At 43.5% G+C, this 17,936-nt stretch carries 11 protein-coding genes; 4 read left to right on the top strand and 7 right to left on the bottom strand.

The annotated features are described in order from the left end of the window. Positions 1-40 precede the first annotated feature (40 nt). From L1D21_RS05115 to L1D21_RS05090, 6 genes are all read right to left on the bottom strand, one after another. On the bottom strand, positions 41-853 hold the full coding sequence (locus tag L1D21_RS05115; protein WP_239844137.1) for an SDR family oxidoreductase: 813 nt from the start codon (positions 851-853) through the stop codon (positions 41-43). 74 nt (positions 854-927) lie between these two features. Further along, positions 928-2,130: an HD-GYP domain-containing protein gene (locus tag L1D21_RS05110; protein ID WP_239844136.1), complete on the bottom strand. Its 1,203-nt coding sequence runs from the start codon at positions 2,128-2,130 to the stop codon at positions 928-930. A 202-nt stretch (positions 2,131-2,332) separates the two neighbouring features. Further along, positions 2,333-2,797: a DUF2919 domain-containing protein gene (locus L1D21_RS05105; protein ID WP_239844135.1), complete on the bottom strand. Its 465-nt coding sequence runs from the start codon at positions 2,795-2,797 to the stop codon at positions 2,333-2,335. A 114-nt stretch (positions 2,798-2,911) separates the two neighbouring features. After that, complete coding sequence (ligA, locus tag L1D21_RS05100; protein ID WP_239844134.1) at positions 2,912-4,918, bottom strand: NAD-dependent DNA ligase LigA; 2,007 nt, start codon at positions 4,916-4,918, stop codon at positions 2,912-2,914. Positions 4,919-4,986: 68 nt separating this feature from the next. Beyond that, a complete protein-coding gene (zipA, locus tag L1D21_RS05095) occupies positions 4,987-6,048 on the bottom strand; it encodes a cell division protein ZipA (protein WP_239844133.1) in 1,062 nt (353 codons plus the stop codon). A 23-nt stretch (positions 6,049-6,071) separates the two neighbouring features. Next, positions 6,072-9,488, bottom strand: a complete 3,417-nt coding sequence (locus tag L1D21_RS05090; RefSeq protein WP_239844132.1) for a chromosome segregation protein SMC — start codon at positions 9,486-9,488, stop codon at positions 6,072-6,074. Positions 9,489-9,672: 184 nt separating this feature from the next. Here L1D21_RS05090 and cysZ point away from each other — a divergent pair, with 184 nt between their 5' ends. Then, complete coding sequence (gene cysZ / locus L1D21_RS05085; RefSeq protein WP_239844131.1) at positions 9,673-10,446, top strand: sulfate transporter CysZ; 774 nt, start codon at positions 9,673-9,675, stop codon at positions 10,444-10,446. Positions 10,447-10,522: 76 nt separating this feature from the next. On the opposite strand, the gene L1D21_RS05080 is transcribed toward cysZ, so the two are convergent. Next, positions 10,523-11,617 (bottom strand): RDD family protein, encoded by a 1,095-nt coding sequence (locus L1D21_RS05080; RefSeq protein WP_239844130.1) that lies wholly within the window; start codon positions 11,615-11,617, stop codon positions 10,523-10,525. A 236-nt stretch (positions 11,618-11,853) separates the two neighbouring features. On the opposite strand from L1D21_RS05080, the gene cysK reads away from it, so the two are divergent. The 3 genes from cysK (at position 11,854) to L1D21_RS05065 (ending at position 17,802) form a co-directional block, all read left to right on the top strand. Next, positions 11,854-12,822: a cysteine synthase A gene (gene cysK / locus L1D21_RS05075; protein ID WP_239844129.1), complete on the top strand. Its 969-nt coding sequence runs from the start codon at positions 11,854-11,856 to the stop codon at positions 12,820-12,822. Between the two features lie 305 nt (positions 12,823-13,127). Next, a complete protein-coding gene (locus tag L1D21_RS05070; protein ID WP_239844128.1) occupies positions 13,128-14,201 on the top strand; it encodes a methyltransferase in 1,074 nt (357 codons plus the stop codon). Positions 14,202-15,114: 913 nt separating this feature from the next. Then, positions 15,115-17,802, top strand: coding sequence for a TonB-dependent receptor (locus L1D21_RS05065; protein ID WP_239844127.1), 2,688 nt, complete (start codon positions 15,115-15,117; stop codon positions 17,800-17,802). Positions 17,803-17,936 lie beyond the last annotated feature (134 nt).

Here is a 17,936-nt window from a genome sequence, read left to right as displayed (position 1 = left end):
CTCTTTCTAATTGATTTAAATGCATTTTACGATTCAAAATTTAGCAACACTGCAACGCTTCAAACAGATCCACATGCCGATACTGATATCCCAGTTGCCGACTGATTAGCGAGCCATCGACCCGTTTATCCTCATTCGCCTCACCCAAAGTATCAAACTGTGGTGCAGTTAATTCAAGCCCTTCGGCCGCCTGCTGATAAAATGCCTGTTTACTGGGATGATGAGCGGTGCAGACATTATAGATAGGCGCTAATGGACCTAAGTGAGCCAAGATGCAGCTAACCGCAGCAACGGCATCATCCAGATGCGTCATATTAACGGCTAAGTTTGCCCCTTTAAGCCCAGTTTTACCGGCTAAAAATCGCCCAGGATGACGCTTAGGCCCCATAAGCCCTGCAAACCTAACAACTGTTGCCGAAGCAAAAAAAGATTCCGCCTTTAGTAAGGTTTCACTGCTATTAGAGTGAGCCTCAGCATCGGCTTCAGTCATTAATTTACCATTTGCAGGATAGACACCTGTGGTACTGATAAAAACGATTTTTTGGTAGATATGAGCGCCAATTAAATCAACTAAGCGGCTGAGTCGCTCGAGGTAATCATTATCGCCACGACGCAGACCGGGAGGAATGTTAATCACGATAGCATCGGCGTGTAACTTGGCTAAGTCGGGTGGGTTAAGTTTGACATCATGGGTTAAATCGAGTTTAAACCCATCAATTCCATCTTGGTTTAACCCTAGTGCCTTCTGGAGATCTCGCTTAGAGCCACTCACTTTGATACCTTGAGTGACAAGCGCTTTGGCCAATGGCAGTCCAAACCAACCACAGCCTACAACGGCAACTGAATTTATCATTTATCTTTCTGTTTAAGCAGTTTGTAAACTTAAAATACCTTAAAGGAAAGCTTGATTAAAGTCGCTTGTTACCGCTAGCAAAAATAAAAACAGATCCCTTCCTGAACTTTTAAGATTCTACTGACACTTTCATCTAACTCATCGAGCTTGACCGACTCAACCACTTCGACCGATTCATTTTCGAGCACACGTAAACTCGGCTCTGCGCCATCGACGTCACAAGCCCAAACATTTGGCCGCTTAGCCGATGAAGTGGTTCGCATCACCTTAGCAATACTCCCATCAGACAACTTCACTATGGTGCCGGGTGGATAGATCCCAAGCGCCTTAACTAACGCAGCTATCAAGGATTCAGCATGTTTTTGACGGTGGTTTTTAAATAAATAACCTAAGGCAATCTGAGGAGAACGTCCCTCGCCCACACTAATCAAATCCATGTAATCATTGGCTAAACTGACTAATTGAGTATTAAGCGATAATGCAGCTTCAGTTAGCCCATGTGGATAACCTGAGCCATCGACAAACTCATGGTGATGCAACACGATATCTAGCACCTCGGGGCTATATAGCTCTGTCTTAGCCAACATCTCATGACCAAAATTCGGGTGCATCTTTAAGAAATTAGTTTCAGAGGTCGTCAAAGGTAACTTCTTACGCTTGATACTCTCAGGAACTTTCAGCTTACCAATATCATGGAACAAACAGCCTAACGCAATATCGCGCATCGCCACTTTAGACAAGTCCAATGCCTTAGCCAGACTCAATGCTATTACCGCAACAGTAATACCATGCTGAATTTCGTTTTGTTCAGCTCTACCGGCACTTACCAGAGCAAAATGTGGCTGAGTTTCCTCATATAAATGTTCAAGCAGGGCTTCAGTTAAACTCGAGCCTTCACGATAAGCTCCGCTAGGATCGCTGGCTATCTTGCTAAAGATGGTGCGATTTTGTTCAACAGAATCATTAAAGCGTTTTTGGCTATACCTGAGGGATTTACGCAGAGACTGACGAGCAGCCATGACAAGATCGGGTTTGGGAACAGCTTTGTGACTCTCGTGGCTATCATCCTGATCACTCTCGTCATCAGCAACATAATCACCCTCCAATAAAATGACAAAAGGCACATTCAAGCTTTTGATCAGTTCGATTTGCTCTTCTTGATCTATTTTGATGCGGTTGCGTAGAAAGGGATGATTTTTCCAAGACAGGGGCAGCTTTACCGTCTGACCGATCTGCAACTTAGCAATAGGTATGGTTAGGGGCTCAGTTTTGGCCACTGTCGGCAACTCCACTCAATCACGTCATTCCCAGAACAGCAAAATCAAAGTTTCGCCTTACCCAGAAATTTATCTTACAAATAGATAAAACATGATTAAGTTTAATAACATAAACGCCGACAATAGCAACTTAAAACACCAAAAAAGTCATAATATTGACAGTTAGGTTAATGTTTGGCTTGCAAATAGAGTATTAAAGTAACTACTCCGCTTTCCAGTCATTAAGGTAGTAAAGCAGGTGTTTAGACTTAGCAATGAAGATGGAGCTCCAAAATAGGAATAAGGCGTCAAGCCCCACACTCCAGGTAAACAGGAAGTGACCATGGATTAAACGTTGCAGTAATAGACTCGCATCGACAATCAATAGCAGTATCAGTAACCATTTGAGTTGATTAAACAAGGGGCGGGCCCAAGAGGGAGAACGTTTACGCTCGGCGATCACCAAACCGTAGAGAATAATAGCACCAAAACCTGCCGCCAATGACAACAAAAAGTCTGACTTTTGTGGATAAATAAGAGCGACAAGTCCAGCTCGATCACTCGCTTGAGTCAACGAAGCGATAAACACACACCAACCACGCGCAATGAAAGCCAGCATCAGATACAGCATCAAAGGTGGCTTGAAATGGCCTTTGTCATCGAGCCAATTAATATGGGAAAAATTCAACCGTGGTCTCCACTCTTTTTCTTATATATGGTGACACAAACCCTAATTTCAATTGTGATGAATCACTTAATGTAAAACGCCATCCGAAGATGGCGTTTTTGTGCAAGCAAACAGTTAGCCGAGTAAAGCCAACAGCTCCGCTTCATCGATAATTTTAATCCCTAACTCTTGTGCTTTTGTTAACTTAGAGCCCGCGTTTTCTCCAGCCACTAAACAATCGGTATTTTTAGAGACACTCCCTGCAACCTTAGCGCCTAATGCCTGAAGTTGTGCTTTTGCATCATTACGATTTAACTGAGTTAACGTGCCAGTTAATACCCAAGTCTGTCCTTTTAGCGACAGTTCGTCTTCGGACACTTCTTCAATCGCAGGCCAATTTACACCGGCATCGATAATGCCCTGTACCACCTCTAGGTTATGAGGCTGGGCAAAGAAGTGCACGAGATGCTGCGCCACAATCACCCCCACATCTTCGACTTGCATAAACTCATCGGCATTGGCCTGAATGAGTTTTTCATAGGTTTTAAAGTGACTCGCCAAATTCGCCGCCGTTGCCTCGCCCACTTCGCGGATCCCTAAAGAGTAGAGAAAACGCGCAAAAGAGGTTTGTTTGGCGTGCTCGATGGCGGCAACTAAATTGGTAGCCGATTTCATTCCCATACGATCTAGCATGGTAATAGCCGAGGTCGTGAGCTTAAACAGATCTGCGGGGGTCTCTATCAGCTCTTTATCGATCATCTGCTCAACGACTTTATCGCCTAAACCATCGATATTTAACGCCTTGCGAGAAGCAAAATGTTTTATCGCCTCTTTACGTTGGGCTTCACAGAATAATCCGCCACTGCAACGTGCGACGGCTTCACCTTCTACACGCTCCACATCACTGTTACACACAGGGCAAGTGGATGGAAAACTAATATCCATGGCATTATCTGGACGCTTGTCAGCAACGATAGCCACGATTTGTGGGATCACATCCCCAGCACGACGAATAATGACACTATCGCCAATTTTCACCCCTAAACGGGCAATTTCATCGGCATTATGTAAGGTGGCATTTGACACCGTTACGCCACCAACAAACACAGGTTTTAAGCGCGCCACAGGAGTCACTGCACCGGTGCGCCCCACTTGAAAATCAACCCCTTCAAGCACAGTGATTTCTTCTTGTGCAGGGAACTTATAAGCCGTTGCCCATCGTGGAGCTCGAGCCACAAAACCTAAGGTTTGCTGCTGAGCAATATCATTGACCTTTAACACCACACCATCAATTTCATAGGCCAGTTCACTGCGGCGCTGCAAAATATCTTGATAATAATGCAATATCGCCGGAACATCATCGCACAATTTAACTTCACTACTAACCGGGAACCCCCAGCCTTTTAGCTGCATCAATTGTTGATAATGGCTATCGTCCATCGGCCATGATGTGGGCTCAACCACACCCAGCGCATAGGCATAAAACGCCAATGCTCGACTGGCGGTGATCTTGCTGTCGAGTTGGCGTAAACTGCCTGCCGCAGCATTTCGCGGATTTACAAACAGCTTTTCACCTTTTTGACGGGCTTTTTCGTTAACGGCCTCAAAAGCAGCCTTAGGCATAAATACTTCGCCGCGAACTTCCAATAAAGGCGGGAACTGCTCACCGCGCAGTTTCAAAGGAATCGATTTAATGGTGCGCACGTTCTCGGTAATATCTTCACCGACACTACCATCACCACGGGTAGCAGCACGCTCGAAGATACCATCACGATAAAGCAAGCTTACCGCTAAGCCGTCGAGTTTTGGCTCGCAGCAAAATGCTGGCTCAGCCACGGTTTTGTCACTCACTCGCTTATAAAATGCATTAAACTCAGTTTCACTAAACACATTGTCTAGGCTGAGCATCGGCTTTAAGTGGGTCACTTGCTCAAATTTTGCTAGCGCTTCACCACCCACACGTTTGGTCGGTGAATCTGGCTCTGCAAACTGCGGATATTGTGCTTCTAATGCTTGCAGACGACGCAATAATCTATCGTACTCGGCATCGGGAATAGAAGGCATATCATCGACATAATAGCGATAATTATGTTGATTGATTTCGCTGGTTAGCTGTTTAATTTCATCTTGTATTGCTGACATTGTCTCTATCCAAATCAAGCAATAGAGGCCGCTGTTGCGGCCTCTATTTTTCTAGGAATTAATACCTTTTATATAAGCGCTCTAATCCGCTGTAAGTAGGCTTGTTTCTTCTGCTCGTTCCAGTTTTCACGGCCACCGTCGAGTAATTCACCACCGAGGTCGTCGGCAATTTGGTGGGCAGAATTAAGCATATTGGAGAAATTCATTAACGGATCGCCATAACATGGGATCGTCATAAATAGCACCACACCTTGAGTGGTAAACTGCTCCATTTCATCGGGATTAAATATCCCCGGTTTAACCATGTTCGCTAATGAGAATAAGACTTTACCCGTTCCGGCATTATCTTCATGGCGATGGAAAATATCCATATCACCAAACTTGAAGTTAAGGGTCAGCAAGCTAGGTAACAATTCAGCACCGTTAAGCTCCTCGCCCTCTTTCGCCACCACATGCAATACCAGTACATCTTTAGGTTCTGCTAAAGTTTCCTCTTGCTTCTCTTCACCTGCTGATGAAACTTCGGCGTCACCCGATAGCGGCTGCGACACCAGGCTTGTGGTTTGCGGCTCAATATCAACTTCAGTCTCAACCGGCTTTGGCTGATTCGCTTGTGGCTGTGGCTCGCTGGTTTGTGACTGGCTGGATTGTGGCGCTGCCGTCTTAATTTTTTCAGGCTTTCGATTGACAACAGGATCTTCAAATAGCGAAGGCTGTGGTTGAGCTTGTGGCGCTTGGCCTAAACCCAACTCCATCTGCTCAATGGTTTCAGATTCATCGGACGTAATTGAAGGTTCATGACGAGTCTTAGGCGCCTTCTTTATCGGTGAATCTGATAAGGAAAATGATTCAGTTTCAGCTGAAGTCTCAGTCGATTCAACCTTAACGGTGGTGTCTTGTTGAGCTTCAGCAGTCGCTTCGGTTTCACTGGCTTTACGCACGCGCACTTCACCAATACCATCGGCATCGAAGCCATCGGGGTCGCGTTTTTTATCCGTGTAAAGATCTGCGATGGGAGTTTCTTTATATGACTTAGGCTGTTGCCTTCTAATGGACCAAAAACCATGCACAAGTACCGCGATAATGGCTATCGCTCCTAACACAGACAATACCAGTTGCAAATTTTCCATTGATTACCCTGCTCTTCCCAAAATTATCCAGCGTCGGCTAATGCCACCGCTTCATCAATATCTACGGCGACTATACGCGACACTCCAGGTTCGTGCATAGTGACACCTATTAGTTGATCTGCCAATTCCATGGTGATCTTATTGTGACTAATATAAACAAATTGTACGCTTTGAGACATCTCTTTTACTAAGCGACAAAAACGCTCAACATTGGCATCATCAAGCGGTGCATCGACTTCATCCAACATACAAAACGGCGCAGGATTCAGCCTAAAAATAGCAAACACCAATGATAAAGCGGTTAACGCTTTTTCTCCACCCGAAAGCAGATGAATAGTGCTGTTCTTTTTCCCCGGAGGCCTTGCCATAATGGTAACTCCGGTTTCCAGCAAGTCATCATCGGTCAGAGCCAAATGAGCGCTACCGCCGCCAAACACTTTCGGAAACAATAAACCTAAATCTTGGTTTACCTTATCAAAAGTGGTTTTAAAACGTGTCTTGGTCTCTTTATCAATCTTACGGATCGCTTCTTCCAGACTGTTAATGGCCTTATTAAGATCCGCATCTTGATGATCAAGATAGCGTTTACGTTCACTCTGCTGTTCAAACTCTTCGATGGCGGCCAAGTTAATTGCCCCCAAATGCGCAATTCGCGCGCGAGTACGTTCCAATGACTTTTGCCGCTTCGACAAGGACACACTGTTATCCAGCTTGGCTGTCACCATTTCGATATCAATATCATGCTCAACTAAGATGCCTTGTTGGCTATCGGCTTGTCCATTAATGCCTTCGCGTCGTAACTTTAACGTGCTGATAGCTTGAGTCAAGTGCTCTATCTTACCAAGTTGTTGTTTTTGTTTTGATCCTAGCTCATCAAATTGACTCTGAAGCAGAGCTTGCTCACGGCGTAAACTGTCCAGCTGCAACTGTTTTTGCTGTTGCTGCTCAAGCAATTGCGTCAATTGTTGCTGCACTTTATTGGTAGAATCATGGTTATTGGCTTGATACTGCTGATCCAGTTGATTTTGCAGTGCAGCCAATCCTTGAGTGAGCTCAGCAACTTGCTTTTGGTACTGCTGCTGTTGCTGCAAATTAAGCGCTTTTTCGGTATCGACAGCTTGTAATAACCGCTGACTTTGAGCGTATTGCTGAGTAAGCTCTTGTTTAGATTGCTTTAAGCGTTTACTGAGCTGATGGCTTTCTTGATAAGTCTTAGTCACCAACTCAAACTGCTGCTGTAATTGCTGAGTTTGCTGCATATCGGCTTCAGCCGCATCGCTTAACTGCAGTAATTGTTGTTCATCTGCAATCAAACTCTCTGTTAGTTGCTTTAGCTGCTCAGTTAGCTGTTGCCGTTGTTGCTGAGTTTGGACCTGTTGCGCGCGCGTCACATCAATTTGCACTTTTAGACGTTCAAGCTCTAACTGTTGCTGTTGTAACTGCTTAGTCAGTTGCTGTAATTCGCCGCGCTGAGTTAATAACTGCTGCGCCACCTTACTGCTATCCGCGCGAAGTAACCCTAAGCTCTGCTCACTTTCGGCAATGCTCTGGCTTAACGCCTCTTGTTCCATCTTAAGTTGAACTAGCGAGCTACCCTGTTGGCTTTTTTGCAAAATAAAGCCATGACCCACAAGGTAACCATCAGCGGTCACGATGCGCTCATCATCAGCAATCGAGCTCAGCAAGGCTTGAGCTGCAGCAAGATCTTTTGCCCAGCGAAGATGGGCTAACCAAGGTGCCAAATTGACAGGGGCACTCATCCCTTGCCAACGATTATCCCTTTGCCATTGTTCAGATTTAACGAAACCGCTAGCGGTATCATCATTAACCGTTTGGGTTAACACCCCTTCAAGCGCCAAATCTACTGCGACTTCCCAACCGGGCTCAACGGTTAAGGTTTGCCACAGTGCCTGAGATTTTCCAGTGTCGCCTTTAGGTAACAATCGTTGAACCACATTAAAGCGACCACGTTCTTCTGCAAGAGATTGTGATAACGCATCAATCTGACTCAGTAACTTTTTATCTTGCTGTTCAAGCTGAGTGAGTTGTTGCTGTTTTTGCTGCTGAATTTCGACTGACTGCTGACACTGCAAAGATAAGTTGTCGCAGTCTTGAAGTTGCTGGGATAACTTATCCTCTTTTTGCAGTTCAGCTAGCTTGGCTAACTGATTCGAAAGCACCAATTTTTGCTGCTGTTTTTGTTCTAGATTACGGCGTAAATGTTTCTGTTCTGAGCCCGTCATCTGCGCTTGCAATTGCTGCTGGTGTTGCTGCTGTTTTACTTGAGCTAAGGCGTCGCTATTTTGCTCTAAGGTTAATTCGGCTTCAGACAATTGCTCGTCGATCACCTCTTGCTGTAGCTCAAACGCTTGTAATTGCTGCTGTGCCTGTAGATGACGTTCAGACAACTGGGCTGCGGCACTGACAATCGATTGTAGATTTTGCTGAGTATCGGCAAGTTTATTTTGGGTTTCTTGAATGCGGCTATTTAAGTGAGCATCTTGCTCTTGGCGATGCTTTAACGACTGCTCCAGCTTAGCGATTTGATTACCGCTTAGATAGAAAGCTTCTACCTGACGGTGCTCATCTTGGTCTAATTCATCGAGTTTGACTTTCAAAGCCACGGCTTGTGTTTCTATTGCTTGGCGCGCCGCATCTTGCTCACTCTTATCACGCTCTTGCAAACCAATATCGGCTGATAACTTTTCCAGCTGAGACTGAAGCTCTAACCAACGCGACACATTTAACTCGGCATCTTGTTCACGCTCAGCCTGTTTCAATTGTCGGTATTGCTTCGCGGCCTCAGCTTGCTCGGCGAGCTTGTCGATTTGCCGACCTAACTCTTGGCGAATATCGCCTAAACGTTCAAGATTCTCACGGGTATGACGAATACGGTTTTCGGTTTCACGACGACGCTCTTTATAGCGTGAAATACCGGCCGCTTCTTCAATAAAAACCCTTAGTTCTTGTGGCTTAGATTCGATAAGTCGAGAAATGGTGCCCTGTTCGATAATGGCATAACTGCGCGGCCCAAGTCCGGTGCCCATAAACAGATCGGTAATATCTTTACGGCGACATTTTTGACCATTAAGGAAATAACTGGCATCGCCATCGCGGCTTACCTGACGCTTGACGGCGATCTCTTGATAACTGGCATATTGTCCTGCAAGGCGACCTTGCTGATTGTCAAACAGCAACTCGACGCTGGCGACAGAAACAGGTCTACGTGCCGATGAGCCATTAAAAATGACATCGGCCATGGAATCACCGCGTAAGTGTTTGGCTGAACTTTCGCCAAGAACCCAACGAACGGCATCGATAACATTGGATTTGCCACAACCATTAGGACCAATAATTGCGCTAAGCGGTTGGTTAAATGGGATTTTAGTTAGATCTACAAACGACTTAAATCCAGCAAGTTTTATCTGTTTGAGTCTCATTGGGTCGTTTAGTCGTCTTGATGAACGGCGATAAAAATACGCCTGTTGTTATTAAAACTCACTTTATCAAAGCGAGCTGCATTTTGTAACGTTTTTTCTCGCCACTTGCTTCATTTGTCACTTGTTTTTGTGACTATGCTGGAACACAATCGAAATCAAACACAGCTCATGACTAAAAGATATTATGGATAAAACAGCCGTTTCCTCTTCTAAAAGTGGAGTGAACTACTTTCTTGAAGGATTTCATTTAATTAAGCAGCCAGGATTGCGCCGTTTCGTGTTTATTCCGCTGTCGATCAACATCCTGCTTTTTTCCGCCGTAATCTATATTGCCATTGGTCAATTAGATCAGGTCTTTAGCTGGATGAATAGTCAAATCCCCGACTACCTTAGCTGGCTTAACTTCCTGTTATGGCCCATCGCAGTTCTGGCACTGTTAGTGGTGTTGTCATTTTTGTTTAGTTCGGTGATGAACTGGATAGCAGCGCCGTTTAACGGCCTATTGGCTGAAAAGGTCGAGCAATATTTAACTGGCAAAAGCCTTAATACTGGCGGCACCATTGACCTAGTTAAAGACTTGCCGAGAATATTAGGCCGCGAATGGATCAAACTTAAATATTATTTACCCCGTGCCATCATATTCCTGGTGTTATTTTGGATCCCCTTCATAGGTCAAACTGCGGCGCCAATATTATGGTTTATGTTCAGTGCCTGGATGATGGCGGTGCAGTATTGCGACTACCCGTTCGATAATCATAAAGTGCCGTTTAAAGAGATGAAGTTCGCACTCAATCAAACCAAAGGCAGTAGCTTTAGTTTTGGCGCGGCGGTAACGCTATTTTCGATGATCCCTATCGTTAACTTTATCGTTATGCCAGTCGCGATTTGTGGTGCCACCTCGATGTGGGTTGATAAATATCGTGCGGCTTATAAAAATAACCAAATCGCACCAGATTGATTTTTTTTGCGATAATGAAAAAGCCTCAAATACCCACGGTATTTGAGGCTTATTTAATAAAACCCATCGAGTTAATTTATTGATAACCCAATTGGGCTTTATCCTCTTCTGTTAACTGTTTTGCTTTACTTAAATCAATCACCACAGTGGCAGAAATCTTATCTTGTATCGCTTGTCGATTCGCATCCCATAAAATCTGCATAAAACCTAACAAGCCGGTAGCAAAACCGGCACCATAACCACCATATCGCCCAAAAGCGCCCCAGAGTGTAATGGGACTAGAATCGAGTTTAATGACTCTAATATTAAGCAATTTCTTGCCCAAAGTTTGCCCATCAAACCAGGCAATAAAAACCGTAAAATAGAACGCCGCCCAACCGAAGCCTAACCCTAAATCATTCAGTAATCCTTTAGCCCAGTTGATAATACTATAATTTGAACCTTTATCTTGATCACTATCTTCCAGTTCTAACTTTTTGTTAGGCAGCTGAGTATCAATCACTTCATCGACTAATGCTTGAGGATCAGGACTCAACTCGGATTGTGCTTCAGACTCATTGTGCTCATCAATTGTTTCAGAGGCTTTAGTTTGAGGTACTTTGTTGTCTACTATTCTTTCTAAAGCATGACGTTGAGGCTCTGTTAAGTCTAAATCCTCAACCAGATCACCTAACACTCGGCGCTTTTTCTTCGACGTCATTTCGGTACTATTAAGTAAATCGGCAATCTGATTAAAATGTTTATCGATGCAAATAAAATCCTCACAACTCTTCAGGGCTATAATATCGATAATGGAGATAAAAGCTGCCACATCAGGATCATCAATCTTCACTGTTTCTTCTGACGTCCTAGGTACCGTATCTTCACTGCTTTGATAATCAATCAAATTGTCACTGGTCACAAAAATCGCCATGATCAACATCGAAAGATATAAACACCATTTCAATACCTCACCAATTTGATGGCTACGTCGCTCGATTAAAATCGTTAATGCCACCAGCAGAATAAATATAAACCCAGCCTGCTCGGCGAGTACACTGATCAATAGTCCATCAATCAATATGGCAACGCCACGCTTAAACGGCGAGGCTAAAGGGGTATAAAGCACATTGGGCGCGATATTAAACGCCAACGGTGTGACTAATGTTTGTGGATCTTTATCAGGCTTCACACAGGTACTCCAAACAGAATTCACTCTAATAATAACGTTATTAACAATTCAAAAATCAAAATTTAATCACCAACTTATCAACCAGATTCGCTTTGTACTAGTGTTCCAGTCAATACATTAATGATAAATAATATACATTTAATAACTAAAAGGAATAACGAAGATGAAACTAGCATTTCTAAACTGCTGATTTCGCACTATGATTTATCTGTATAACTTTAAGGAGCAAGCAATCCATGAGTAAAATTTTCGAAGATAATTCACATACCATAGGTAACACACCTCTTGTTCGCCTAAACCGTGTAAGTAACGGCCAAGTTCTGGCTAAAGTTGAAGCGCGCAACCCAAGCTTTAGCGTTAAGTGTCGTATCGGTGCCAACATGATATGGGATGCTGAGAAAAAAGGCTTACTCACTGCGGATAAAGAGATCATCGAACCGACTTCAGGTAACACAGGTATTGCCTTGGCCTATGTTGCTGCGGCTCGTGGCTACAAGTTAACCTTAACTATGCCAAACACCATGAGTCTGGAGCGTCGTAAATTGCTTAAAGCCTTAGGTGCTAACTTGGTACTTACCGAAGGTGCTAAAGGCATGAAAGGCGCTATCGACAAAGCCGAAGAGCTACGTCAATCAGCACCAGAGAAATACCTTATCTTAGGCCAGTTTGATAACCCAGCGAACCCTGAGATCCATGAAAAAACAACCGGCCCAGAAATTTGGAACGATACAGACGGCACTGTCGATGTCGTCGTTGCTGGTGTGGGAACAGGTGGTACTATCACAGGTGTGAGCCGTTATATTAAAAATACCCAAGGTAAAGCAATTACTTCTGTTGCCGTTGAGCCTGTGGATTCTCCAGTGATAGCTCAAACTCTAGCGGGCGAAACGGTTCAGCCTGGTCCTCATAAGATCCAAGGTATCGGTGCTGGTTTTATCCCTGGTAACTTAGATCTTGATTTGATTGATCGTGTTGAAGCGGTAAGCAACGAAGATGCTATTGAGATGGCACAACGCTTAATGAAAGAAGAAGGTATCTTAGTTGGTATTTCTTCTGGCGCCGCTGTAGTGGCAGCCAATCGTATTGCCGCATTACCTGAGTTTGCAGGCAAGAATATTGTTGTCATTCTTCCTTCAGCTGCAGAGCGTTACTTATCTTCTGTATTATTCCAAGGTCAGTTTAGTGACGCGGAAAATATCCAGTAAGTTTAAGTAGACACTAGCGACAAAACTAAAGCCCCAGAGACCAAGCCAGCAAAGCTGACACTCTAGGGCTTTTTATTATCTATTTAAGGATTTTCAACAGATGAAAAAACAGCTGACACATAATGCTCTGTTAGCCTGTTTGACTTAGCACAATGCACTAGCTATTTCACTTTAACTCGCAGTATTTAAAGCAATTTCGCGAACTAGCTCGATTATTAACACTTTGATTAGTGCCTTAATCCGCTGTTACAGGTAGAGTGATAGCTATTATTGATTAATTCATTGCAAGCCGAGGCTCTTTCACAGTGACTTTCTATCAAAACCCAAAATCGATAAAAGCTTTTGATGCTAAATTTGAAGCGCAGAAAATCGCCTTCGCTCCCGTCGCCTTTCAAGTCGCCCGTTGTCTCTTAAAATTCAATATCTTGGCCTATATCGACAAGGCTAAAGGTGAAAACTGTAGTCGTTCCGACATCGCCAGCCAGTGTAATATCAGCGAGTACGCCGCCGGAGTTTTGCTTGATATGGGCTTGAGCATGGGGTTGTTGTGGCTAAAAGATGAACAATACCAATTAGATAAAATTGGTGACTTCATGCTTAACGATGAAATGGCAAAGATAAACTTAAACTTCATCCACGATGTCTGCTATCAAGGTTTATACGATTTAGATGCCTCTTTGCTTGAAGGAAAGGCTAAAGGGTTGAAAGTGTTTGGCGACTGGGAAACCATCTATCCTACCTTGAGTGAATTGCCCCTAGAGGCGAAAAAAAGCTGGTTCGAATTCGATCATTTCTACTCCGACTTTGCCTTTGAAGCCTTATTACCTCTTATCTTTCAACATCAGCCTAAGACCATTGTCGATATTGGCGGTAATACAGGTAAATGGGCATTAGCTTGCACTGGCTTCGATAACAAGGTGAAGGTCACCATTATGGATCTGCCAGGGCAATTACGAGTCGCTCTTGCCAATGCAAAAACACAAGGGGTAGCAGATCGAGTCTCTGGCTTTGAATGTAACTTATTAGATGAAAACACCCCATTCTACTCTGGGGGCGATCTGTACTGGATGAGCCAGTTCTTAGACTGTTTTTCAGAGCAAGAAATTTTGACCATCTTAAAAAATACCGCCGCCAATATGCGACCTGATAGTGAACTGTGCATATTAGAAACCTATTGGGATAGACAACCCTTCGAGGCGGGAGCCTATTGCGTCAACGCGACCTCACTCTATTTCACCGCCATGGCTAACGGTAACAGTCGTATGTATCACTCAAAAGATATGTTAAAGCTTATCTCTAAAGCGGGACTCTTTGTCGATCAAGATATCGATAATATTGGCTTAGGACATACCTTATTGCGCTGCAAGCTAAAGCCATAATTTTTAATCATCGTATTTAACCATTTGATAAAAAACCGATGAGAAAGGGAGCCGTAGTTACTGGCTCCTTTTTGATATTACATATCAAAGCCTTATAAACATTCCATTCATAACAATCCTGCAGTAGCAATCATAAAAGCTCCTTACCGATAACCCACACTCAAATCGATTTAATACCAATCGCAGTAATTATCTGATCATTCTTGCTAGTTAAAATTGCCGATAACCGTGTTGTAAATTTTGTTATTAGAATAACTATTTACTGCAATTTACGCCTTGTTCTCGACAATTTTTCCTTCGCCCTTTTCTGTTACAAACGGGCTGACCACTAATTTACTTTGATTGGTATAACAGCCGTTATAGCCAGCTCTAGTAGGATAAAACGGTAAAAAACGCTCTTATGCACAGATACATTTTCATTATTCTCAATATCGGCCAAGCAAATATTGTAAAAATCTTATGATACATAGCTCACAAAAAGTTCAATTAATTTATAATTTATTTCTTTACCTATGTTTATTTAACTAACAATTTAACCAATAAAAAAACAATTACCATCAAATTAAAAAACATTTAACGAAAAATAAATCAACCAATAAAAAACAAAACACATACAAACCACACAAAATAAAAACAACTCTCCACAAAGAAAAGCACATTGAGTACAAATCAAACAAAAATACCTAACCAAGGTTTTATTTAAGTTAATAAAATGAAAATTTATTTATCAACATAAAATAAAACATCCCTGTAACAGCCATGTTGCAGTTGTTATCTCCCTATGATTATATCGCTGCCGAGTTAAAAGCTTGTCAACATAAGTGATGAATTGAAAAGCTTTATCTAAATTAAAAAAGCTTTATCAAAATAAAGTTAACACTAAAAATTATAATGTCGTTCCAGGGAGAAAATAATGCAGCCTAATACTATATTGGCTAAAGCTGTGCGTTATGCATTAATTGGTGGTGCTGCCACTGCTGCACTGAGTGCCCCAGCTGTGTATGCAGCAGCTGATGATGAAAAAGTTGAACGTATCGAAGTTACAGGTTCACGTATTAAGCGTACCGATATGGAAACAGCAACACCTGTTACCGTCATGAGCGCTGATGACATGGCAAAACAAGGTTTCAACAATATTCAAGACGCACTACAAAGCTTAACTTCTACTACGGGTGCAATGACCACTCAAGAAGTACATGGTTTTACTCCTGCAGCTTCTTCTATCAGCCTTCGCGGCGCTGGGGCTAACCGTACTCTAACCCTGATCAATGGTAAGCGTCTAAACCAATATCCAAAAGCAGCTGGCGGAGTAAACAACTTCGTCGATACCGCTAACCTGCCAATGGAAGCGGTACAACGTATCGAAGTATTGCAATCAGGCGGTTCAGCGATTTATGGTGCCGATGCTGTAGGTGGTGTTGTTAACATTATCTTGAAAAAAGATTTCGAAGGCGCGGCAGTCAAATATCGCCATGGCGATACCAGCAATGGTGGTGGCGAAAGTGACCGTGTTGCACTCTCTCTAGGCTCATCGTCTGACCGCGGTAATATTTCGACCTTTATCGAATTCACCGACACTGAAGTACTAAGAGCAACGGATCGTGAAAACTTTGGTGTTCATACCGATAAAGTGGCTACTAGTCCATATTCAGCATACAGCTCGTACGGTGCTCGTATTGCGGGTACAGGTAGCGGATACCGTGTGCTAACTGCAGATGAATGTGCTGCAGGCGGATTTGTTTGGACAGGTTCAACTTGTGGTTATGACCGTTCTTCTGAGCGTGATCTTTCTCCAGAAAATCGTCGATTCATTAGTACTACGACATTCAACTATGAGCTCAACGACGACATAAGTTTCGTCGGTCGTTTAGATTTCGCCGAAGCCAAGTCAACGACTAACATTGAATCAATGGCAATTGATGACTACGACATTACTGTTAACGGCAATAGCTTAACGGTTTCATCTGGCAATCTAAGCAAAACCTTTAACGATAAGACAACGGCTCTTGGCGGTGACTTTGCAAACGCTACCGATGGCGAGTATTACTATGCTCGTCGCCTGCACGAGTTTGGTAGCCGAACAACTGAAACTAAGACCCGTAACTATTTCTTCAGTGCCGGTTTCGAAGGCTTACTCGCCGATGAATATAGCTGGGATGCCTCAGTTAACTATGGCCGTACCAATGTTGATGCTACCCGAAGCGGTTACGGTACCATTGCTAGCGTATTTAACTACATCACAGCAGGTACTGACGGTAATTCACTGCTAAGTCCTATTGCGGCAAGTGATGTTGAAGCGATGTCTTACACCCCATTTGAAGCTGCACAGTCAACCCAGAAAAACGTTCAAGCTAACATTTCTGGTCACGCCTTTGAAATGCCAGCAGGCGATGCACAATTTGCATTTGGTGCTGAATATACCAAGCAAGATTACGCTTCTAATACCGATTCAGAAACCTCTCTAGGTAACGTTTTAACCACAGGTGGTTCTTCTGGTCACGGCGAGCGTTCATACTGGGCAACCTATGCAGAATTAAGCGTACCTGTACTTGAGGACCTCACTGTTAACGGTGCAATCCGTTACGACGACTACAGCGATTTCGGTGGTAACGTTTCACCACAGATCACTGTTGAATATCGCCCTATCGATGAACTATTGATCCGTGGTGCCTATTCACGCGTTTTCCGTGCTCCAGACATGCACCGCGTATATGGCGATCCAACCAATGGTTTCAACACGGTTATCGATTTTAAACAGTGCCAAGCCCTAGGCGGTACTCCAGGTCAAGTCAATGCCGATGCACATATCAATGAAGTGTGTAATGAACTGCATATCACAACCACTGGTGGCGCAAATAAAGACCTCAACGCTGAAACAGGTTACACAGCTAACATCGGTGCAGTTTGGGGTGGTGACAGCCTAAATGCTTCGTTCGATCTTTGGGAATGGAAACTTGATGATATGGTCAGCAGCATTAGCGCAAGCAAGGCTGCACGTGAGTACCAACAGTATGCAAACATGATCACTCGTGATGCAAGCGGTACAATCACTCATATCAACGCTACGGCTCAAAACCTTGCCTTCCAAAAAGTCCGAGGAATCGACCTAACTGTTGGTTATGGTTGGGATCTAGCTTCTTTCGGTGATCTAAAGCTGAATGTTAGCGGTACTTATATCCTTAACTCTGAGTACCAACTTTCACCAACGGATCCGATTGAAGATGACATCGATAACGGTGGCCTACCACAATACCGCACTAACGCAGTACTTGGCTGGTTCATTGACGATGTAGAGTTAACGATTGGCGCATACCATACCGCTCGTATGCACGGTGTAAACTACAAGTCACTGAAAGCATCTGCCATCGCTAACGGCGCTGACTTCAATGAGAGTGATTATGAAGTTGCTTCGCAAACCACTTGGAATTTAACCAGTGCTTACCATGTGTCTGATAACATCAAGCTCTCAGCGGGTATCGTTAACTTGTTCGACGCAGGTCCTAACTTCGATCCAACTGACACTAGCTGGCCACACTACCCACGTTCAACTTACAATGCACGTGGACAAGAGTGGTTCATCGAAGGTGAAATGAGATTCTAATTCTCAGTTAACTTAAAACCTAAAAACGGCATCATAAGATGCCGTTTTTTTATCACTAAATGTAATCAATTAATCAACTCAAACAACACTTAATTATTGCTCGTTTTTGATATAAGAAGGCAATCAAAAAGTTT

The sequence above is a fragment of the Shewanella sp. Isolate11 genome (assembly GCF_022398315.1).
Taxonomy (GTDB): Bacteria; Pseudomonadota; Gammaproteobacteria; order Enterobacterales; family Shewanellaceae; genus Shewanella.
The sequence above is the reverse complement of the archived record's forward strand: the minus strand, read 5'-3'. Positions and strand labels throughout refer to the sequence as shown.

Coding starts and splice junctions, on each gene's coding strand:
- L1D21_RS05115 (WP_239844137.1), bottom strand. CDS start 853: ATGATAAATTCAGTTGCCGTTGTAGGCTGTGGTTGGTTTGGACTGCCA.
- zipA (WP_239844133.1), bottom strand. CDS start 6,048: ATGGAAAATTTGCAACTGGTATTGTCTGTGTTAGGAGCGATAGCCATT.
- L1D21_RS05065 (WP_239844127.1), top strand. CDS start 15,115: ATGCAGCCTAATACTATATTGGCTAAAGCTGTGCGTTATGCATTAATT.
- ligA (WP_239844134.1), bottom strand. CDS start 4,918: ATGTCAGCAATACAAGATGAAATTAAACAGCTAACCAGCGAAATCAAT.
- L1D21_RS05090 (WP_239844132.1), bottom strand. CDS start 9,488: ATGAGACTCAAACAGATAAAACTTGCTGGATTTAAGTCGTTTGTAGAT.
- cysZ (WP_239844131.1), top strand. CDS start 9,673: ATGGATAAAACAGCCGTTTCCTCTTCTAAAAGTGGAGTGAACTACTTT.
- cysK (WP_239844129.1), top strand. CDS start 11,854: ATGAGTAAAATTTTCGAAGATAATTCACATACCATAGGTAACACACCT.